Raw genomic sequence first — 20,529 nt, forward strand, 5'->3', positions numbered from 1 at the left:
TACAGAAAGGTTCCAAGAAAAACTTCACGGCCTTTCCCCGATAGAATATCGGGAAAAGGCCGTGGCATAATACTCTTTTTATTACTGTCTACTTGACAGGGAGATGACCAAACCGCGTCCTCTTTTTTATTGGTGATTTTGTTGAAATTGACTCAATAAAATAATATCAAATATTATTTTACTTTAAAATAGTATAATATTAAAATTTACAAATAAGATACATTCGTCTTATTATTTTAATATATTTTTTACAAATATCCATATAGTATTGAAAAAACAGAGAAGGGGAAACTTCTCTGTTTACTTTTGTATGTTTTTTTCAACTTGTTCTCGAACTGTTTGAATGTAATTCATTTTATGATCCCAGCACTCTTGGCTTAAATCGACAGGGTATTCTTCAGGGTTTAAAGTTCGCATATATTCTTCCCAAAATAGAGAGAGGCTCTGTTCATTATATTTTTGAATATCTAATATACTTGGTAGTTCATATGTTCTTTCACCGTTAACGAAAATGTCTTTATGCAGTTCACGGGCTTCAAAGTTTGTTACGAATTTACTTATATATGTGTGAACTGGATGGAACATTTTTAAGCGCTCTTCTTTTCCTGGTTCTTCAGAATCTAACGCAATATAATCGCCTTCTGCATGATCGTTAACCCGATTGATAATACGATAAATTCGTTTCAGTCCTGGAGTGGTAATTTTTTCAGGGTTAGATGAAATTTTAATTGTATCATTTAATTTTCCGTCAGTATCTTCAATCGCAACGAGTTTGTAAACAGCCCCCAATGCAGGTTGCTCAAAGGACGTAATTAATTTCGTTCCAACGCCCCATACGTCAATTTTTGCTCCTTGAGATTTAAGGTGCATAATTGTGTATTCATCTAAATCGCTAGAAGCGATAATTTTTGTATTTGTAAACCCTGCTTCATCTAGTAGTTTTCGTGCCTTTTTCGATAAATAAGCCATATCACCACTATCAAGACGTATGCCATAGAAATCAATACGATCCCCAAATTCTTTTGCAACACGAATCGCATTTGGAACACCAGATTTCAATGTGTCATATGTATCAACGAGAAAGACGCACTTTTTATGAGTTTCAGCGTATTTTTTAAACGCGACGTATTCATCGCGATATGCTTGAACGAAAGAGTGAGCGTGTGTGCCAGCTACAGGAATCCCAAAGCGTTTCCCAGCACGAACGTTGCTTGTAGAGGAGAAACCACCAATAAAGGCAGCACGCGTCCCCCAAAGGGCAGCATCGAACTCATGGGCACGTCTTGTGCCGAACTCTAAAAGCTCATCATTACTTGCAGCATGTTTCATACGTGCTGCTTTTGTGGCAATTAATGTTTGGTAATTCACAATATTTAAGAGGGCAGTCTCAATAATTTGTGCTTCACCAAGTGGTGCATCAACACGTAATAAAGGCTGGTTATTAAATACAACTTCACCTTCTTGCATACTGCGAATCGTCCCAGTGAATTTCATATTTTGTAAATAATGAAGGAATTCTTCTTCGAATTGTAATTCTGCTAAGTAAGCGATATCGCTTTCAGTAAAACTGAAATTTTCTATGTACTCTACAATTTTCTCAAGGCCAGCAAAAACAGCGTAGCCGTTCTCAAATGGAAGCTTTCGAAAATATAAATCAAAAACAGAACGGCGATTATGAATACCATCTTTCCAATATGTATAAGCCATGTTGATTTGATATAGGTCTGTATGTAAGGCATAACTATCGTCTTTATAATGAGTCATCGCGAGAACACCTCCATAATTTGGTTATAGTATACCAATTTTTCACTATTCGTAGCAAAGAAGAGATATTGATGTGAAGTCAAGAGAGAAAAAAATGAAATTATGCATATTTTTTAGAAAATTTATATTTATCAATTTATATTTCTCCAAATTTTATGTATTATTAGAGTAATGGGGGTAATGAGAATGGAGGAGGACAATGCAACAAACATTAGAAAAAATAGGCAAACAAGTCTTTTATAAACGGCTCCAGCAAAAAATGACACAAGAAGAATTATGTCAGGGCATTTGTTCTGTCTCATACTTAAGTAAGATCGAAAATGGAAAGATCGAAGCATCAGAAGAAATTCTACAATTGCTCTGCACAAGACTAGAAATTGCCGTGACGGATTTGAGAGATGTAGAAGAAGATGTGAAGGGGAAGCTAGATGAATGGTTAAATGCACTAGTTCATTTAGACAAGCAACAAGTAGAACGTATATATGAAGAGTTGCAAGGTGAAATGAAGCATGTGTTGGATTTTGAAATTATAAATTATTATAAACTGCTGTATACACGTTATTTAATTATGAAAAGGGATATTTCTGCACTCGAAGAAGAATTAGATAAGTTGAAGAAGGTATATAAAAAATATTCTCCATTTCAGAAGTTGTTATATATGTATAGTAGAGGATTATTGTGCTGTTTACAGTATAGATGGAAGGATGGGCTAGATTACTTATTAAAAACAGAAGTAATGGCCAAAGAACAAGGGTATCATGAAACAGGCTTGTATTATAATATAGCGCTTGCATATACTCATTTAGATATTCATCATCTTGCAATTCATTTTGTAAATATGGCATTAGAAGGATTTCGTAGTGAATATAAGTTTAGAAACATAATTAATTGCCAAATCCTTATTGCGGTAAGTTATACAGAAAAAGGTCAGTATGAAGAAGCTTTAAAAATGTATGAGAGTATATTGAGAGAGGCCACATCTTTTGCTGATAAGGATGTACTATTAGCTATTACTTTAAGTAATATGGGAAGTATCTATTATAAAAAAGGTAAATATCAGCAAGCGAAAAAATATTATTTAGATAGTCTACAACTTCAAAAACAAATAGATTTAAACTATTTAGATACAATATACGAAATGGCATTAGTATGCATTAAATTAGAAGAATTGGAAGAGGCAAGGACATTAATTGATAAGGGAATTGATGCAGCAAAACAGGAAGAGAGATTTAATGCAAAATTATATTTGCTTTTAATGCTTAGATATAAATATTTTGAAGAAGCAAAAGATTATAAAGCATTTTTGGAAAATGAGGCTATCCCGTTGTATAAATCTGCAGGAAATAAAATAGAATTAAAGAAAGTATACGTTGAACTAGCAGAACATTTTTCCAGTTTATCGAGATTTGAAGAAAGTAATCGATATTATAGGTTAGTTATTGATTTAATGAATGATAATAAGGAGGAATAAACATGAAAAAGATGGTATTTGGAGTATTGGCGTTTATATTGACTCTTACAGTTGCTGGAGGAATACATCAATATAGCAGTAAACCTGATATTGTTGGTCAACAAGCTAAAACTGTTGAACAAGTTAATTTATAATCTCCACCCTTTCCAATCGGAAAGGGTTTTTTCAATATTTGTTCCTCAAAATTCTACAAAACTTGAGAAAATAATTATTTGAATTTTTAGTATATTAATAGTGGAAACATAATGCTAATATGAAACTACTCTTTTTCAAAAAATAATTTATTAGGGGGAAGGTTCATGAAAAAGAAAAGTTTAGCGTTAGTATTAGCGACAGGAATGGCAGTTACAACGTTTGGAGGGACAGGCTCTGCATTTGCGGATTCTAAAAATGTACTCTCTACGAAGAAGTACAATGAGACAGTACAGTCACCTGAGTTTATTTCTGGTGATCTAACTGGAGCGACTGGTAAGAAAGCAGAATCTGTTGTGTTTGATTATTTAAACGCAGCAAAAGGTGATTACAAGCTAGGGGAAAAGAGTGCGCAAGATTCTTTCAAAGTGAAACAAGTGAAGAAAGATGCTGTAACTGATTCAACAGTAGTACGTATGCAACAAGTTTACGAAGGAGTGCCTGTATGGGGTTCTACTCAAGTGGCTCACGTAAGTAAAGACGGTTCTTTAAAAGTATTGTCTGGAACAGTTGCACCTGATTTAGACAAAAAGGAAAAGTTGAAAAATAAAAATAAGATTGAAGGCGCAAAAGCAATTGAAATCGCGCAGCAAGATTTAGGGGTAACACCGAAATATGAGGTAGAACCAAAAGCGGACTTATATGTATATCAAAATGGTGAAGAAACAACATATGCATACGTTGTAAATCTAAACTTCTTAGATCCAAGTCCAGGAAACTACTACTATTTCATTGAAGCAGACAGCGGTAAAGTATTAAATAAATATAATAAATTGGATCATGTAACAAATGAAGATAAATCACCAGTTAAGCAAGAGGCACCTAAACAAGAAGCGAAACCGGCTGTAAAGCCTGTAACAGGAACAAATGCAGTGGGTACGGGTAAAGGTGTATTAGGAGATACGAAGTCACTTAATACAACGTTATCTGCATCTTCTTACTACTTACAAGATAATACGCGCGGAGCAACGATTTTCACATATGATGCGAAAAATCGTACTACATTACCAGGAACTCTATGGGTAGATGCAGATAATGTTTTCAATGCAGCGTATGATGCAGCGGCAGTAGATGCTCATTACTATGCAGGTAAAACATATGACTATTATAAAGCTACATTTAATAGAAACTCTATTAATGATGCAGGAGCACCATTGAAATCAACAGTTCATTACGGAAGTAAGTATAATAATGCATTCTGGAACGGCTCACAAATGGTATACGGAGATGGTGATGGTGTAACGTTCACTTCATTATCTGGTGGAATTGATGTAATTGGCCACGAATTAACGCATGCTGTTACAGAGTATAGCTCAGATTTAATTTATCAAAATGAATCAGGGGCATTAAATGAAGCGATTTCAGATGTTTTTGGTACATTAGTAGAGTATTATGATAACCGTAACCCAGATTGGGAAATTGGTGAAGATATTTATACTCCTGGTAAAGTTGGAGATGCACTTCGCTCTATGAGTGATCCAACGAAATATGGTGATCCAGACCACTACTCTAAGCGTTATACTGGTACTAGTGACAATGGTGGCGTTCATACAAACAGCGGTATTATTAACAAAGCAGCTTATTTATTAGCGAATGGTGGTACGCATTACGGTGTTACTGTGAATGGAATTGGTAAAGATAAAGTAGGAGCGATCTATTATCGTGCAAATACGCAATATTTCACTCAATCTACTACTTTTAGTCAAGCACGTGCTGGATTAGTACAAGCTGCAGCGGATTTATATGGTGCTAGCTCTGCAGAAGTAGCAGCAGTTAAGCAATCATATAGTGCTGTTGGTGTAAACTAAGATTTTAAGAGATTATTATTAATAAAATACCTCAAAAATAAAGAAGGAGCCTATGCTCCTTCTTTATTTTTTTCTCCATTTTTTCCACAAATAATATAATCCGATACAACCTGCAATTGTCACAATCCACTTTGCTTCATTTGTTCCGTTCATGACATGATAGGCAGAATATACTTCGATTAACAATGCCGGTATTTTCCCTATTGTGCTGGCAATACTGAAGGAGAGTAATGACATCTTACCTAGAGCTGCAAATAAAGTCACGATACTTGATGGGATGAAAGGTATCAATCGAAACGATAGAACGAGTAGAAAGGCCTCTCTACCTTCTACATAAAGAAGACGCTCTACCTTTGGATACTTATTTACTTTATCGTGAGTGAACTTTTGAAGGCCCATGCGGTAAATATAAAACGAGATAATAGCCCCTAATGCTTCGCCTACGATCGAAATAACAGTACCATTTGTTACGCCAAAAAGCTGTATATTAATGGCGGTTAAAAAAATACTAGGGATAAAACCTAAAAGACTAATGATGATGTTAATTAAGATACTAAGTGGAATTGCGATTGAATAGTATTCTGTTAAGAAATTTTGAATCGTTTCAGCCATTGTTTAAAATCCTTTATCTTTTTTTGCATTACACCACATTTCGTTTGTATAGGCAAGGGTAAATTTACATAATGTAGAAAAACGTTGATAAGAAGGTATCTTTATACCTTATATGGGTATTGGGTATATGAAAATAGGGGTATTTTAAAATATTTTTAAAAATACTATAAAAACCTTTGTATAAAAGAGTTTTATAGTTATGTTATCTGTGATTTTATCTGGGAAATAATCGAAAAATATAGGGGGTATATATTATAAAAGGCAAAAATAGAGGGTTGATGAAATTGCTGGGGTAAATATGGAAAAATAGATGAAAAAAATGAAAACTGATAGATTTTTTCGTTGTGAAATTGACTTTTAGTGAAGTTGCGATAATAATCATGGAAGAGGTGATATGATGAAACGAATAAGTAGTCTTTTCTTCAGTAGTTTATTGGCATTAATGCTGATCTTAAGTGGATGTGCAGGAAAAGAACAAAAAACAGAGAAACAGACAGGGAATCAAGCTACATCGGTAGAAAAAATTAGTGATAATATTTTAGATGAAATGGAAGGACCACCTAAAAATGGTCATACGATTGAAAGACATGTAGGCAAGTCAGAAGAGGATTTGAAGAATCGCTTGAAGACAGATAAAGTGTCAGCCGCAAGTACATACTATGATAAAGAAACAGCGACGAAAGCTGTAAAAGATAGCTTGAAGCAACATGACAAGGAAATTCAAGATTGGTTAAAAAATTCTAAAGAGGCTCGTCTCGTATTAAATACAACTCATTCATTTCCTGTTGGAAAAACGGTAATAAAGAAAAATATGAGTGTAAAAGACAAGTTAGTAAAAACTGTTACTGTTTTAGCAAGAGATAAGTCAGGAGAATTAGGGTTTAAGATTATTACTTCTTATCCATCTGATAAATAAGAAGGGGGAGTACATTATGTATACGACATTACAATACTTTCTTAAATCGTACTGTACGTTAAGTATTCATGAGGATGAAATAGTAAGCGTGATGGAAGAGTTTATTGAACAAGAAGACGAAGAAATTGTTTTGAAATTACGTGATGAATTAATAAATATGAAGAAAAAGAACGCGTGGGAAGAGGCGTGTGTATTAGCTGCGAAGCAAGGAAATCGTATGTGGTCTTTAGAAGAAACGAAAGACCATCTTGAAACTTTTTTACTATTACTGCAAAAGAAAAAGGCGTGATTTAATCACGCCTTTTTCTTTATGCTATTCGGTTGATAGTATCTATTCTTTTGGAGCGCTTTTATATACGCTTTTTGAAATTTGTCCATTTGATATTACTTCCCCGTTTTGTGTTACTTTTTTATACGTAACCGCTGTGATTTTATCACTAGTTCTACTAATTACTTGAGAAGAAACTTCAACATTTTTACCAGTATTTGTGCCGAAAATGCGTGTAGTAATACTACCTCCATTTGAAAATGCTTGAATATAAATATGATTGCCTGTATTATTTTTAAATTTTAAATCTGGACCATAATCTGCTACTGCTGCATCTTGCCCAAGTGGTAAATAATTTACTGGCATAGAATGATTGCTTCGAGAAACAATGCCTAAATCTGCCCTTAAAGCTGCACTGTATAATGTACTACTGACTTGGCAAACTCCTCCGCCTGCACTTTGTATTACTTTACCTTGTGAATATACTGCTGCAGATTTATAACCATGTGCAGCATCAGTTACGCCAACGCGACCGTTAAAACTAAATGTTTCATCAGGTGCGACAATAACCCCACTTAAAGTATTAGCTGACTTATTTACGTTAAATGATTGATTTCCGTTACGGCCAGCCATTGGAGTAGAATATTCAGCAATGACTTCTTTAATACCCATTTTCTGTATGTCTTCTGTAGAACGTTCTGGTTTTATGAATGTAACTGGTAATGTAACATCTGATTTACCAGTAGTAATAGCTTCATTTGTTAAACCGCTTAGTTTCCCTTTATCAATTTTTTCTCCGTTTTGGCTTTGACTAATATTTACTGTTGAGCCTTCAATACTTAATTCTGCGTTAACAGGATTTTTTAATGTTTCATTATATTTATCTTTTATAAAGGTTTCATAAGCTGTTGCATTTAATTGTGGTGTTAATTTATAGTCACGTTTTAATTCACCGTTTTCAGCTTGCTTACGCATTTTATAACGATTCATTACGTTTCCTTCTTGTTCTTTGAAGATTTTGTCAATAATATCTTTCTCTTTATAATTTATCCCTAAATCTTTCCATGTGTAAGTTTGTTTATCGTTTTGGAATATGTAGGTAAGGGATTTTTGATCTAACTCAGTTACCTTTTGATTAATAATTGCTTGAATATCCTTTTTATTTTTTCCGTCGAGAGAAATACCTTCAAATGTAGTATTTGGTAATGCAGTAGTATCTAATTGATTATTTAATTTGGATACATATTGATATCCCCCAACACCGCCTACACAAAGTAATATGCCCCCAGCAATTGCAGAACCAATCAGTATTTTACTTAGCTTCATTTATTTCCCCCCAGAAATTTATGTATAAATATATGTATTACATTTTTTGTATAAAAATGATGAAAATAACATTATGTACGTACTAGTATACTATTATTTTCACTGTGTGTGTAATGTTTTCATAAAAAATGTTACACCGCTGTAATAATTGTCACTTCTTGTCACAATGTGTATGAAAAATATGTTGAAAAATATAATAAAAAGGCTGTCTAGAAAGATCTAGCAGCCTTTTTATTATAATTTTTTATGTTCATTTTTATTCGTAACACCGAGATGTTTTTGAAGGGTAGTTGAAATAGTATCGACGCTTTTTTCATTTGGAACGTAATAATAAATACCACCTATATATTTATCTGTACCCTCTACTTGCATTTTTTCCATTTTTAAATTTGAATCCATTGAATTTTTTGTAATTGTCATCATATCATCAAAAGTTAAATTAGTTTTTAAATCTTTATCGACAGCGTCTAGTAGGCCACCGATTTTATTAATGGAATTAAGAGATAGTGCCTTTTCAGCAATGGCCTCTAATACAAGCTGTTGACGTTGACCACGCATATAATCACTATCGATATGACGAGTTCTAGCTAGTGCTAGTGCCTCTTCTCCATTTAAATGTTGACGTCCTTTTTTTAGATGAATGGCATCTGCTTCATCTTTACTATTTTGCTCTGTGAACTCAACTGGAACGTCTACAGTAATACCACCAAGAGAATCAACAATTTTAATAAAGGATTTAAAATTGAATTTTACATAGTAGTCAACTGGAACATCTAAAAAGTTCTCTACCGTATCAATTGTGCTGTCTACACCACCGAATACGTGCGCATGTGTGATTTTATCGTATTTATCACGTGATTTAATGTAGACGCGTGAGTCACGTGGAATGCTTACAAGTTTAACGGATTTATCGTTTTTATTAATTGTTGCAAGTAATAACGCATCTGTTCGAGTTGCTTTTCCATAACCTTTTTCCCTAATATCACTTTCATCAACACCCATAATTAGTACGGAAATATTGTCGGTCATAGGTTTAACAGCTTTTTCACGTTTACTGGACTTATCTCCTCGACCTAGTTCAGCATAAGCATTATTTAAGACGGACTTTGCTTTACTGTATATATGGAAGGAGTAGCCTCCTGCTCCAAGTGCTACAATTAGTAATGGAATAAGAAGGAACCAAAGTAGGCGTTTTTTCTTTGAGCGTCCCTTTTTGGCTCGCGTATTGTTGTTCGTGTCGGATTTCATCATTTTTTCTCCTTTAAAACTATCAAAGTGTATACATTTAGAAGTGTATTCAAACACATAAAAAATATTTTACGCTAAATAAAAGCGATTGTACATGTATAAAAAATAGATGTCTTGATTATTTATAAGACACCTATTCGTTATTGTATACAAAAGATAGGGATAAGAAAATGATAAAATTTTACCTAATTACAACATAATGCTTACGATAATTGCAGATAAAATACTAACGAGAGTAGCTCCATATAGTAATTTAAGGCCAAACCTCGCAACAACGTTTCCTTGTTCTTCATTTAGTCCTTTTACCGCACCTGAAATAATACCAATGGAAGAAAAATTGGCAAAAGATACAAGGAAAACAGAAATAATACCAACTGTACGGGGAGAAAGGCTATTAGAAATTTTACTAAGGTCCATCATTGCGACAAATTCATTCGTTACAAGCTTCGTTGCCATAATGCTGCCAGCCGCGACAATTTCAGAACTGGGTACACCGATAAGGAATGCGATAGGTGCAAATACATAGCCGATTAATTGTTGGAACGTAATACCGAATATAATGAGGAACAGGTCATTAATACAACTAATTAATGCGACGAATCCGATGAGCATAGCGCCGACAACAATGGCTACACGAAAACCATCAAGAATGTATTCTCCAAGCATTTCAAAAAAGCTTTGTTTTTCACCTTTGATTTCTAAAATATCTTCGTCATCTTTAACGTCGTAAGGGTTAATGATGAGTATGATAATAAAACCGCTAAATAAATTGAGAACGAGTGCAGTTACTACATATTTAGGTTCAATCATTGTCATATAGGCACCTACGATAGACATAGATACGGTTGACATAGCAGAGGCACAAAGTGTATAAAGACGGTGTTTTGGAATTTGAGCTAATTGTTTTTTCACTGTAATAAAAACTTCTGATTGGCCGACAATGGCAGAGGCGATAGCGTTGTAAGATTCTAATTTACCAAGACCATTTATTTTACTAAGAAAGTACCCGATCCAACGAATAAAAAATGGTAGTATTTTGAAATGTTGTAATATACCAATTAAAACAGAAATAAAGACGATTGGTAATAATACAGTAAGGAAAAATGGCATTTCACCTTTATTTGCAAGACCACCAAATACGAAATTTATTCCATCAGCAGCATACTCGAGTAGCTTGGTAAACAAACTGGAAATGATTCTAATAAGTATGAGGCCGATTTCTGTATTTAATAGTAAATAGGTTAAAATTAACTGTATAATAAGCATGATAAAAATTGGTTTAAATTTAATATGCTTCTTATTATTGCTAGCAATATAAGCGAGCAAGAAAACAACAATTAGTCCGACGAAAAAAGTAATGAATTTCATGGTAAGCCCCCTAAAAGAGATATTCTGCTATATATGTTTTTCATTTCAAGGGAGAATATGCATCTTTGGTAAAGAAAGGAATAGAGAGAGCATGAATATATGTAGAGTGCATCACGTTGCAATTATTTGTTCGAATTATGAGATGTCAAAGGATTTTTATACTAGGATATTAGGGTTTAAAGAGATAAATGAAGTATATAGAAAGGAACGAGATTCTTATAAATTAGATTTATGTGTAGGAGAAGAGTATCAAATCGAATTATTTTCATTTCCAAATCCGCCTGAGCGCAAAAGTTTTCCAGAAGCAGCCGGTCTTAGACATTTAGCATTTGCTGTTACAAATATAGAAGAAGCTGTGAAGCATTTAAACCAATGTGGTGTTGAGACGGAACCGATCCGTATTGATGAAATAACGGGGAAGAAATTCGTCTTTTTCCAAGACCCTGATGCTTTACCTTTAGAATTGTATGAGGTTTGAAAATTGGTGGATTTTATATAGAGTTGCTGTCCAATAATTGAAGAAACTAAAGTGAAACTTCTTTTTAAAAGGAGGTGTAACTTTAGCTAAGAAAGCTAAAGAGCATATGTGGATATTTTAAAATTATTGATGGTAGTCATTCTTATTGGGTTAACAGCATTTTTTGTGGCTGTTGAATTTGCAATTATTAAGGTACGTAGCAGTCGTATTGATCAACTCGTTAGCGAAAAAAGACGAGGTGCACTGGCAGCTAAAAAGGTAACTTCAAATTTAGATGAATATTTATCGGCCTGTCAGCTAGGTATTACAATTACTGCTTTAGGGCTTGGGTGGTTAGGGGAACCAACCATTAAACATTTACTCGAGCCGTTGTTTTTAAAATTAAAATTCTCACCTGCAATTTCCAGTACAGTTTCATTTATTATTGCCTTTGCAGTAATTACATTTTTACATGTTGTCATTGGGGAACTTGCTCCAAAGACATTTGCTATACAAAAAGCAGAACAAGTTAGCTTATTGTTATCGAAACCACTTATTTATTTTTACCGAGTTATGTATCCGTTTATTTGGGCTTTGAATGGTTCAGCGAGGGTTGTAACTGGTTTATTCGGATTACATCCAGCTTCTGAACATGAAGTAGCTCATTCAGAAGAAGAATTAAGGTTAATTTTATCTGAGAGCTATGAGAGCGGAGAGATTAACCAAAGGGAATTTAAATATGTAAATAATATTTTTGAATTTGATAATAGAGTAGCAAAAGAAATTATGGTACCTCGTACGGAAGTTGTAGGCTTATATGAGGACGAACCATTTGAAACACATATTAAAATAATCGCGCAAGAAAAGTATACGAGATATCCTGTATTTGGTGAAGATAAAGATGAAATTATTGGGATGGTTAATGTAAAAGATTTATTTATTCGTTATATGGATGGTAATCGGGATGAGGAGTGCTCGATTATGCCATATACAAGACCAGTTATTGAAGTGCTAGAAAATATTCCAATTCATGATTTACTATTACAAATGCAAAGAAAACACATTCCATTAGCTGTATTGTATGATGAATATGGTGGTACAGCTGGGATTGTTACACTAGAAGATATTTTAGAAGAAATTGTTGGAGAAATTCGAGATGAATACGATGAAGATGAGAATCCTCCTATAGAGCATGTAAGTGAAGGTTATAAAATCGTAGAGGGAAAAGTGCTTATTAGTGAAGTAAATGATTTGCTTGGCATACATTTAATTGCTGATGATGTAGATACAATTGGTGGCTGGATTATGGTACAAAAACAAATCGTTGCTGAAGGAGATATTATTGAGAAACACGGTTTTTATTTTAAAGTCCTTGAAAAGGATATGCATCAAATTAAACGAGTGGAAATAAGGAAAGTAGAAGAATGATTTTCTATAAACTTTAATAAAAAGGATATACAGAAAAATAAATGTTTGCGCTTTCAAAAAAGGTACTATATAGTGAAGGTGGATACTGAAAAATTCTTCTGAATGATACTCGTGTTTTTAGAGGGCGGATTTTTTGGATAAGGATTTAGAATGAAAAAGTATAGGTGATAAAAATGATAGCAACGAAGGATATACGTATAGAAAAAGATTTTTTAGGTGAAAAAGAAGTACCAAGTGTAGCTTATTATGGTGTACAAACATTACGTGCCGTAGAAAACTTCCCAATTACAGGATATCGCATTCATCCATCACTCATTACAGCAATGGCAATTGTGAAAAAAGCGGCGGCGCTTGCGAATATAGATACTGGTTACTTAGCTAAAGACATTGGACATGAAATTGCAGAAGCAGCGCAAGAAATTGTTGATGGAAAGTTTCATGATCAATTTATCGTGGACCCTATTCAAGGTGGAGCCGGAACTTCTATTAATATGAATACAAATGAAGTAATTGCGAATAGAGCGTTAGAACGTATGGGATATGAAAAAGGGGCGTATGCGAAAATTAGCCCAAACACTCATGTGAACATGGCCCAATCAACGAACGATGCGTTTCCAACAGGGATTCATATTGCAACTCTTATGATGTTAGAAAAGCTTCTTATTACAATGGAAGAGCTTCATTCTGCTTTTCGTAAAAAAGCAAAAGAGTTTGATCACGTTATTAAAATGGGACGCACACATTTACAAGATGCAGTTCCAATTCGCCTTGGACAAGAATTTGAAGCGTATAGCCGAGTGCTTGCGCGTGATATAAAAAGAATTAAACAGTCTCGTCAACATTTATATGAAGTGAATATGGGCGCGACAGCTGTTGGTACAGGATTAAATGCAAATCCTACGTATATTGAACAAGTGGTAAAACATTTAAGAACGTTTAGTGGATTCCCACTTGTTGGTGCAGAGCATTTAGTTGATGCAACGCAAAATACAGATGCATACACAGAAGTATCTGCAGCACTTAAAGTATGTATGATGAACATGTCTAAAATTGCAAACGATCTTCGTATTATGGCGTCTGGTCCACGTGTTGGGTTAGCTGAAATTCAATTGCCAGCACGTCAGCCAGGTTCATCGATTATGCCAGGAAAAGTAAATCCAGTTATGGCAGAAGTGATTAACCAAGTCGCATTCCAAGTAATCGGAAACGATCATACAATTTGCTTAGCATCAGAAGCAGGACAATTAGAGTTAAACGTAATGGAGCCTGTGCTTGTATTTAATTTAATTCAATCTATTAGTATTATGAATAATGGATTCCGTGTATTCCGTGAATATTGTATTGAAGGAATTACGGCAAATGAAGAATTGCTGAAGCAATATGTTGAGAAAAGTGTTGGAATTATTACAGCAGTTAATCCTCATATTGGTTATGAAGTAGCATCTCGTATTGCACGTGAAGCAATTGAAACAGGGAAATCTGTTAGGGAGTTATGTTTAGAACATGGTGTACTGACGGAAGAGGAATTGGATATTATTTTAGATCCATTCGAAATGACTCACCCAGAAATTGCTGGAGCTTCTTTATTAAAAAATAAAAAAATGTAATGTGAAAAACACCGATCCACTTGGATCGGTGTTTTATTTTTAAAAGATATTAAATACAGCGTTTAATTGAAGTAAGCTAATAACAGCTAAGAAGATTAAACTGTATTTCATTGCTGTTTTAAATAGAGCAGATTCTTTACCAACTAGTCCAACTGCGGCACAAGCAACTGCTACAGATTGTGGTGAAACCATTTTTGCCATTGTACCACCTACTACGTTTAAGGCAACAAGTGTAGAAGGAACGATATTTAACTGGTCTGCTGTTACTGCTTGAAGTGGTGCGAATAAAGAACCACTTGAAACTACTGAACCTGTAATGAATACGCCAATCCATCCTAAGATTGGAGAAAGAACTGGGAATGCATTACCAGTAGAAGAAAATGCAAGTCCAAGTGTAGATGACATACCAGAGTAGTTTTCTACGTAAGCTAAAGCGATAACGCTACAAATTGTATATACTGGAGCTTTTAATTCTTTCATTGTTTCAATCATTAATTCTTTAACCATTTTACCTTTTACGCGGTAAACGATAAGTGAAACGATAATTGCTAGTACAATCGCAGTAGTTGTAGAAGAGAATACATCAAATTTGAAAACAGCTGCGAAAGGTGTATCAGCTTTTGTAATTGGTGTAGTTTTCATAACAGCATTATGAAGACCAGGGAACTGAATGTTAAATACTAAGTTTGCTAACGCACCATCTGGAGCAAATAAAGCTTTAATCGGTTTTAAGTTAAAGATTGTTACAAATGCAGTTAAGAATACGAATGGAGACCAAGCGTATAAAATTTGATTGAATGTATGTGATGCTTTAGTTTCTTGTTTTTCTTCTTTAGTAGAAGATTTTGGTTGCCAAACACGTAAGAATAATGCAAGAGCAATCATACTTACAACTGCTGCGAAAATATTAGTAAGTTCTGCACCTAAGAAGTAAGTCACAGCGAATTGAGTAATAGCGAAAGAAACACCACTTACAAGAATACCTTGCCAAGTTTCTTTAATACCTTTAATTCCATCGACCATTGAAACAAGTAAGAAAGGTAAAATAATACTAATGAAAGGTAAAATAAGAACAGTTTGACGACCAATAGTTAATGCGTCAAGTTGAGTTAATTGTGCTGGCACTGTAACTGGAATACCCATAGCACCCATAGCACCACCAGCAATATTAGCTACTAAACAAATACCTGCTGCTTTTAATGGATTAAAGCCCATACCTACAAGTAGTGCGGCTGTAATAGCAACTGGAACCCCTAGACCAGCTGCACCTTCTAAGAAAGCACCGAAAGAATAAGCGATTAATAATACTTGTAAACGTTGATCATTTGTAATGCTTGAAATACTATCGCGAATAATATTGAATTGCTCTGTTTTAACAGTTAATTTGTAAAGGAAAATTGCGGCGATAACGATAGTACAAATTGGATAAAATCCAGATAAAACACCGAATCCAGCAGATGCTACAGCTACTGTTGCTGGCATTTTATAAACAAATATTGCAAGGATAATAGCGACAATCACACTATAAAGACCAGCCATGTAACTTTTCATTTTGAATCCCATTAAACAAATGATGAAACAAAAGATTGGAAGTGCTGCGATTAGTGCAGATAACCAAATATTGTTTAATGGGTCATAAATTTGTGTCCAAGTACTCATAATAATGACAACTCCTATCTATTATATGTGAAGAAATTCACATTATTTGTGAAACTATTCACAATCAACTTACATGCTTAGTATATTCTCCTTCAACACTATTGTCAACGTAAAAAAGTATAATTATTCCATAATAGTGTTAAAAGAAAAGCTTTGTTCATAAAGTAGACAAAAAACACACTCAAATGAATTTAAGTGTGCTGTATAAACTATTTGCATATTATTTTGCTTATTCAGCTGGCATGTTTCCTATAAGTGTATATTAGATGCCATCTTTTATATCGAGTATAAAGTTTGATATATGAACTGATCTGTCCTATTTGATCTAGTGTGAGGGAGGATTGGTGAGTGGATTTAAATAGGAAGTTTTGCACAACAGTCCAACCGCTTGCAATACGAATAAAAAATTAGAAACAAATTTTTAATATCACATCATCTCTTTTTACTGAAAATTCCTTTTAGCGTAACAAAGAGGTTAATTATAGTTCAACTACATTACGATAGGTTATCAATTATAGACGGTATTTTACAATACCGTTACTGTGCATTTCAATGAGGTGAAAATATAACAAAAAGCCTGATAAAACAACGTTTGCAAGCAAAGTATTCGTAGGCCATTATTTTGCTTTTTCGTTATATCATATAGTATAATATTCAAAATCAGCAAGGATTTTTTCCTGAATTTTTGCTGATAAAGATGGAAAAATTTTTCGGCTTTATAGGTTGATAAAGTTATGTCGTAACAGGAAATATAAGAACAGATATATAAATAAATAAATAAAAAGAACATAAAAACGCAAATAAAAACGAAAATGAGGGGAACTTTATGAGCCAAAATCAATTCGAATGTCGTATTTCAGAAGAAGATGTACAAATGTTAAGAGCGTTAGCTCACCCACTTCGTCTACGTCTAGTAATGGAACTTATGCAAAGAGGAACATGTAATGTAACACAACTACAGGAAGTATTAGAAATTCCGCAATCAACGGTTTCACAACATTTAACGAAGTTAAAGCAAAATAAAGTAGTACGCTTTGAAAGACGAGGATTAGAAGTGTATTATCAAATCCATAATGATAAAGTAAGTGCGGTAGTAAAAACATTATTTTCTTAAAATTTGAATATTATGGAAAAAGACGTATGGAATATACGTCTTTTTTTATTTGTCAGAAAGGTAGCGAGAGAGTAAATATTAGCATGTGAGGAAGAAATGACTATCAATCAACATGCTGCCTTACGGAATATATTCTAAAAGGAAAAGAAAAAATAGAAAGGAGTGTAGTAAGCAAAAGGAGGGACAGTAGTATGGATGTGAAACGTGTGAAACAAATTTTATCTTCTTCAAGTAGAATTGACGTTACATATGAGGGCGTACCAGTATGGATTGAGAGCTGTGATGAGCAGAAGGGGAGTGCTCAAGTGTATGATGTATCTAATCCTGGTGAGAGCGTTCATGTGGACGTGACAGCTTTAGAGGAGAAATAATAAAAAAGACGCTTCTAATTTTAGAAGCGTCTTTTTGTTATTCCATCATACTTGCAACTTTTTTAGAGCATAGAAGAAGTACAAATCCTAAGACGATAACGATAATCCCGATACTTGCAAATACTTCAAGGTATCCTAATGATTGTGTAAAGGAAGCAAGTTTACCAGCTAACCAGTTAGCCATACCTGAACCAGCTAACCATACACCCATTAATAATGATGCTAATTTAACAGGTGCAATTGCACTTACCATAGATAATCCGATTGGTGATAAGAATAGTTCTCCAATTGTATGGAACATATAAGTGATAACGATGAATAATAAGTTTGCTTTAACAGTTATATCAGCTTCACTACTTCCGGTTTTTAGAACCGCTAATGTTAAAACCAGGTAACCTATACCTAGTAAAATCATACCAAATGCCATTTTTGTTGGTATTTTTAAATCGCCACGCTTTGATTTAGAAAGTTTTAACCATAGCATAGATACGAATGGTGCAAGGAGTACGATGAACGCTGGATTAACGGATTGGAACCAAGATGTTGGCACTTCCCATCCGAAAATTGTACGATCAACAAATTTATCTGTATAAAGTGTTAAAGAACTACCAGCTTGTTCAAAGCCTGCCCAGAAGAATACTACGAAACAAGTTAAAATTACAATTGCCCAAGTGCGATTTTTTTCTTGTTTTGTTAAAGGTTTCTTTTCAATTGTAGGTTGATTTTTTGATTTTTTACCGACAACTGTTGTTCCAGCTTTACCAAGGTAGCGAGGAGCTAATAAGTTGAAAACAATTTGCCCAACAATCATACCGATACAAGCTGCTAAGAATCCGTATTTATATCCCATAACCATAACGCCATCAACGCTTGTTTTAAAGAAGTCTTCTGCTAAAAATCCACAAATAAGTGGAGCAAAGAAAGCACCTACGTTAATACCCATATAGAAGATAGTAAATGCACTGTCACGACGTGAATCATTTTCATCATACAATTCACCTAACAGTGTAGAAATATTTGGTTTAAAGAATCCATTACCAATAACTAATAATATTAATCCAAGGAAAAGTCCTGTTTTTGTGTTCATTGAGAATAGTACAAAGTTACCGATTGCCATAATAATTCCGCCGAGAGTAATGGCATGACGTCTTGTAATGTAATGATCAGTTAGCCATCCGCCAAGAATTGGCATGAAATATACTGCTGCTGTAAAATAACCGTATAATTGCACTGCAAATGCCTTATCAAATCCTAACCCGCCACTAACCGCAGCAGTTGTTAAATAAAGAACTAAAAGGCCACGCATTCCATAATAACTAAATCTTTCCCACATTTCTGTTAAGAACAACAAGTACAACCCTGGTGGATGTTTTTTTGGTGATTGTTGCTCTCCAGCTTTGTCTAATTTTAAAGCTGCATCCATTTTTGTTTCCCCCTAATCCTGTATAACGGATATTTATGTAATCATTTTAATTTACAAAATATTTAGAAGTCAATAGAATTATATGGAAATAGAAAGAAAATTTCTAAAAAAGTTCTATTTTTCTTCGACCGTTACTGTATTTTGCCCTGAAAACGAGATGATAAGCGTTTTCAAATGTAATAATTGAATTCTAAAAGAAAATAAAATAGTGATTAATCAGAAAATTTAGATTAAAACATTTATTCTGATATAAAGAAAATATATTCTATTTACTTTCTCAATATAACATATTGGGAATAAAAATACAAAACGAAATAATGTGACATTTAAGTGAATTGAAAAATAACCAGCTCCACAGAAGGGAGCTGGTTAAGGAAATATTATTTAACAAAGCGTTTTTCGATGTCATCTAGTAATAGGTTAGCAGCAATTACACCGCCAGCTGTATTCCAAATAACATCGTCGACTTTGTATGCTTTACCATTCTTTACGGCATTTAAATTTTTAAATAGAGGATCGTTTATATATTCTTTTTCTAGTTCAGATCCTTTTTTCTCATTTCCTTTATCGAATGTGAAGTAGAATAATACGTCACCATCCATAGCAGAAATACGCTCTTTAGATACGTTACGCTCTGCAAAATCATCTTTGTTTTGATCTCCAGGACGTTTAAATCCAAGTTCTTTTAAAATAACACCAGAGAATGTATCGCCATGATAAATACGAACATCACCAGGCATGAAACGAACCATAGAGATTTCTTGATTTACTTTATCGCCAAGTTTGCCTTTTAAATCTTTCATACGTGATTCGTAATCAGCTACAACTTTTTGACCTTCTTTTTCTTTATTTAATGCTTTTGCATAAAATTTGAAGTTATCTTTCCATTCACCACGTAATGTTTCTGAGAACACAGTAGGTGCAATTGCTTTTAATTGTTCGTACACTTTTTCGTGACGCATTTTGTTACCGATAATTAAGTCTGGTTTTAAAGAAGCGATTGTTTCAACGTTAACTTGTCCTTCATCACCAACAACTTTTACATCTTTCATTTTATCCTTAATATGTGGATACCATGGGTCACCAGTCCAAGACTTTACAGCACCAACTGGTTTCACACCTAATTCAAGTAAAGCTTCAGTTCCTTCATTTGTTAAGATAACTACACGTTTTGGATTAGCAGGAACTTCTGTTTTACCCATTGCATGTTCTACAGTAACCACTTCTTTTTTATTATCTTCTTTTGTAGATTCTTCTTTGTTATTTGATTTTCCACAAGCGCTTAAAAGCATTGAAAATGCTAGTAAAAATACAAATACTGTAAACGATTTCTTCCGCATGAAATTCATTATGTACCCCCTATATGTTGAGAATATTTTTCAATAGCAAGCATGATATTAAGCCTTTATCTTTTAATTGTCAATACATATGGGTGAAAATAATTCTCATTTCCGTTGACAATGAGAATTAAGTTGAAATACACTAACAACGTATCAT

Annotated in this window: 19 protein-coding genes; 11 read left to right on the plus strand and 8 right to left on the minus strand. The window is 33.8% G+C overall.

All coding sequences use genetic code 11. The annotated features are described in order from the left end of the window. Window positions 1–70 (plus strand): IS3 family transposase (locus tag MR136_RS28640; protein ID WP_325782447.1); only part of this gene is annotated, 70 nt, incomplete at its 5' end. Between the two features lie 230 nt (window positions 71–300). On the opposite strand, the gene MR136_RS21440 is transcribed toward MR136_RS28640, so the two are convergent. Next, window positions 301–1,764 (minus strand): nicotinate phosphoribosyltransferase, encoded by a 1,464-nt coding sequence (locus tag MR136_RS21440; protein WP_017674635.1) that lies wholly within the window; start codon window positions 1,762–1,764, stop codon window positions 301–303. 199 nt (window positions 1,765–1,963) lie between these two features. Between MR136_RS21440 and MR136_RS21445 the strand changes: the two genes are divergently transcribed. The 3 genes from MR136_RS21445 to MR136_RS21455 all read left to right on the plus strand — a co-directional run bounded on the left by MR136_RS21445 (window position 1,964) and on the right by MR136_RS21455 (window position 5,235). Then, complete coding sequence (locus tag MR136_RS21445) at window positions 1,964–3,235, plus strand: tetratricopeptide repeat protein (RefSeq protein ID WP_001187961.1); 1,272 nt, start codon at window positions 1,964–1,966, stop codon at window positions 3,233–3,235. Between the two features lie 2 nt (window positions 3,236–3,237). Beyond that, a complete protein-coding gene (nprX, locus tag MR136_RS21450) occupies window positions 3,238–3,369 on the plus strand; it encodes a quorum-signaling peptide NprX (RefSeq protein ID WP_000738910.1) in 132 nt (43 codons plus the stop codon). A gap of 165 nt (window positions 3,370–3,534) precedes the next feature. Next, entirely contained in the window at window positions 3,535–5,235 is a 1,701-nt protein-coding gene (locus MR136_RS21455; RefSeq protein WP_017674634.1) for a M4 family metallopeptidase, read from the plus strand. A 63-nt stretch (window positions 5,236–5,298) separates the two neighbouring features. On the opposite strand, the gene MR136_RS21460 is transcribed toward MR136_RS21455, so the two are convergent. Continuing rightward, window positions 5,299–5,847 carry a TVP38/TMEM64 family protein gene (locus MR136_RS21460; protein ID WP_000852226.1) on the minus strand — a complete coding sequence of 183 codons (549 nt, stop codon included), beginning with the start codon at window positions 5,845–5,847 and terminating at the stop codon, window positions 5,299–5,301. A gap of 397 nt (window positions 5,848–6,244) precedes the next feature. Here MR136_RS21460 and MR136_RS21465 point away from each other — a divergent pair, with 397 nt between their 5' ends. Beyond that, window positions 6,245–6,763 (plus strand): RNase A-like domain-containing lipoprotein, encoded by a 519-nt coding sequence (locus tag MR136_RS21465; RefSeq protein WP_000822694.1) that lies wholly within the window; start codon window positions 6,245–6,247, stop codon window positions 6,761–6,763. 16 nt (window positions 6,764–6,779) lie between these two features. Next, window positions 6,780–7,052 (plus strand): hypothetical protein, encoded by a 273-nt coding sequence (locus MR136_RS21470; RefSeq protein WP_000288803.1) that lies wholly within the window; start codon window positions 6,780–6,782, stop codon window positions 7,050–7,052. A gap of 42 nt (window positions 7,053–7,094) precedes the next feature. On the opposite strand, the gene MR136_RS21475 is transcribed toward MR136_RS21470, so the two are convergent. From MR136_RS21475 to MR136_RS21485, 3 genes are all read right to left on the minus strand, one after another. Further along, window positions 7,095–8,357: a VanW family protein gene (locus MR136_RS21475; protein ID WP_000777355.1), complete on the minus strand. Its 1,263-nt coding sequence runs from the start codon at window positions 8,355–8,357 to the stop codon at window positions 7,095–7,097. Between the two features lie 234 nt (window positions 8,358–8,591). Further along, complete coding sequence (locus MR136_RS21480; protein ID WP_002163841.1) at window positions 8,592–9,608, minus strand: LCP family protein; 1,017 nt, start codon at window positions 9,606–9,608, stop codon at window positions 8,592–8,594. A 186-nt stretch (window positions 9,609–9,794) separates the two neighbouring features. After that, entirely contained in the window at window positions 9,795–10,973 is a 1,179-nt protein-coding gene (locus MR136_RS21485) for a NupC/NupG family nucleoside CNT transporter (RefSeq protein WP_000668866.1), read from the minus strand. 91 nt (window positions 10,974–11,064) lie between these two features. On the opposite strand from MR136_RS21485, the gene gloA2 reads away from it, so the two are divergent. From gloA2 to aspA, 3 genes are all read left to right on the plus strand, one after another. Further along, on the plus strand, window positions 11,065–11,451 hold the full coding sequence (gene gloA2, locus MR136_RS21490; protein WP_001017671.1) for an SMU1112c/YaeR family gloxylase I-like metalloprotein: 387 nt from the start codon (window positions 11,065–11,067) through the stop codon (window positions 11,449–11,451). A 108-nt stretch (window positions 11,452–11,559) separates the two neighbouring features. Beyond that, window positions 11,560–12,858 (plus strand): hemolysin family protein, encoded by a 1,299-nt coding sequence (locus MR136_RS21495; RefSeq protein ID WP_000353311.1) that lies wholly within the window; start codon window positions 11,560–11,562, stop codon window positions 12,856–12,858. Window positions 12,859–13,031: 173 nt separating this feature from the next. Further along, the gene (gene aspA / locus MR136_RS21500; RefSeq protein WP_000562158.1) at window positions 13,032–14,465 is read left to right on the plus strand and encodes an aspartate ammonia-lyase; all 1,434 of its coding nucleotides are present in this window, start codon (window positions 13,032–13,034) and stop codon (window positions 14,463–14,465) included. 39 nt (window positions 14,466–14,504) lie between these two features. On the opposite strand, the gene MR136_RS21505 is transcribed toward aspA, so the two are convergent. After that, entirely contained in the window at window positions 14,505–16,124 is a 1,620-nt protein-coding gene (locus MR136_RS21505) for an L-lactate permease (RefSeq protein WP_017673740.1), read from the minus strand. An 826-nt stretch (window positions 16,125–16,950) separates the two neighbouring features. Here MR136_RS21505 and MR136_RS21510 point away from each other — a divergent pair. Together MR136_RS21510 and MR136_RS21515 are read left to right on the plus strand one after the other, a co-directional pair. Beyond that, window positions 16,951–17,238: an ArsR/SmtB family transcription factor gene (locus tag MR136_RS21510; RefSeq protein WP_000081428.1), complete on the plus strand. Its 288-nt coding sequence runs from the start codon at window positions 16,951–16,953 to the stop codon at window positions 17,236–17,238. A gap of 191 nt (window positions 17,239–17,429) precedes the next feature. Continuing rightward, window positions 17,430–17,609 (plus strand): acid-soluble spore protein H, encoded by a 180-nt coding sequence (locus tag MR136_RS21515; protein ID WP_000382679.1) that lies wholly within the window; start codon window positions 17,430–17,432, stop codon window positions 17,607–17,609. 37 nt (window positions 17,610–17,646) lie between these two features. Here the strand turns inward: MR136_RS21515 and MR136_RS21520 are convergent, their stop codons facing one another. Next, complete coding sequence (locus MR136_RS21520) at window positions 17,647–19,032, minus strand: peptide MFS transporter (protein WP_000338327.1); 1,386 nt, start codon at window positions 19,030–19,032, stop codon at window positions 17,647–17,649. A 380-nt stretch (window positions 19,033–19,412) separates the two neighbouring features. Then, on the minus strand, window positions 19,413–20,381 hold the full coding sequence (locus MR136_RS21525; RefSeq protein ID WP_001010276.1) for an ABC transporter substrate-binding protein: 969 nt from the start codon (window positions 20,379–20,381) through the stop codon (window positions 19,413–19,415). Window positions 20,382–20,529 lie beyond the last annotated feature (148 nt).

It is taken from the genome of Bacillus cereus group sp. BfR-BA-01311, assembly GCF_022664295.1.
Lineage (GTDB): Bacteria > Bacillota > Bacilli > Bacillales > Bacillaceae_G > Bacillus_A > Bacillus_A cereus.

Excerpts from the sequence above, each read along its gene's own strand:
- MR136_RS21440 (WP_017674635.1), bottom strand. The coding sequence starts at position 1,764 with ATGACTCATTATAAAGACGATAGTTATGCCTTACATACAGACCTATAT.
- MR136_RS21445 (WP_001187961.1), top strand. The coding sequence starts at position 1,964 with ATGCAACAAACATTAGAAAAAATAGGCAAACAAGTCTTTTATAAACGG.
- nprX (WP_000738910.1), top strand. The coding sequence starts at position 3,238 with ATGAAAAAGATGGTATTTGGAGTATTGGCGTTTATATTGACTCTTACA.
- MR136_RS21455 (WP_017674634.1), top strand. The coding sequence starts at position 3,535 with ATGAAAAAGAAAAGTTTAGCGTTAGTATTAGCGACAGGAATGGCAGTT.
- MR136_RS21460 (WP_000852226.1), bottom strand. The coding sequence starts at position 5,847 with ATGGCTGAAACGATTCAAAATTTCTTAACAGAATACTATTCAATCGCA.
- MR136_RS21465 (WP_000822694.1), top strand. The coding sequence starts at position 6,245 with ATGAAACGAATAAGTAGTCTTTTCTTCAGTAGTTTATTGGCATTAATG.
- MR136_RS21470 (WP_000288803.1), top strand. The coding sequence starts at position 6,780 with ATGTATACGACATTACAATACTTTCTTAAATCGTACTGTACGTTAAGT.
- MR136_RS21475 (WP_000777355.1), bottom strand. The coding sequence starts at position 8,357 with ATGAAGCTAAGTAAAATACTGATTGGTTCTGCAATTGCTGGGGGCATA.
- MR136_RS21480 (WP_002163841.1), bottom strand. The coding sequence starts at position 9,608 with ATGATGAAATCCGACACGAACAACAATACGCGAGCCAAAAAGGGACGC.
- MR136_RS21485 (WP_000668866.1), bottom strand. The coding sequence starts at position 10,973 with ATGAAATTCATTACTTTTTTCGTCGGACTAATTGTTGTTTTCTTGCTC.
- gloA2 (WP_001017671.1), top strand. The coding sequence starts at position 11,065 with ATGAATATATGTAGAGTGCATCACGTTGCAATTATTTGTTCGAATTAT.
- aspA (WP_000562158.1), top strand. The coding sequence starts at position 13,032 with ATGATAGCAACGAAGGATATACGTATAGAAAAAGATTTTTTAGGTGAA.
- MR136_RS21505 (WP_017673740.1), bottom strand. The coding sequence starts at position 16,124 with ATGAGTACTTGGACACAAATTTATGACCCATTAAACAATATTTGGTTA.
- MR136_RS21510 (WP_000081428.1), top strand. The coding sequence starts at position 16,951 with ATGAGCCAAAATCAATTCGAATGTCGTATTTCAGAAGAAGATGTACAA.
- MR136_RS21515 (WP_000382679.1), top strand. The coding sequence starts at position 17,430 with ATGGATGTGAAACGTGTGAAACAAATTTTATCTTCTTCAAGTAGAATT.
- MR136_RS21520 (WP_000338327.1), bottom strand. The coding sequence starts at position 19,032 with ATGGATGCAGCTTTAAAATTAGACAAAGCTGGAGAGCAACAATCACCA.
- MR136_RS21525 (WP_001010276.1), bottom strand. The coding sequence starts at position 20,381 with ATGAATTTCATGCGGAAGAAATCGTTTACAGTATTTGTATTTTTACTA.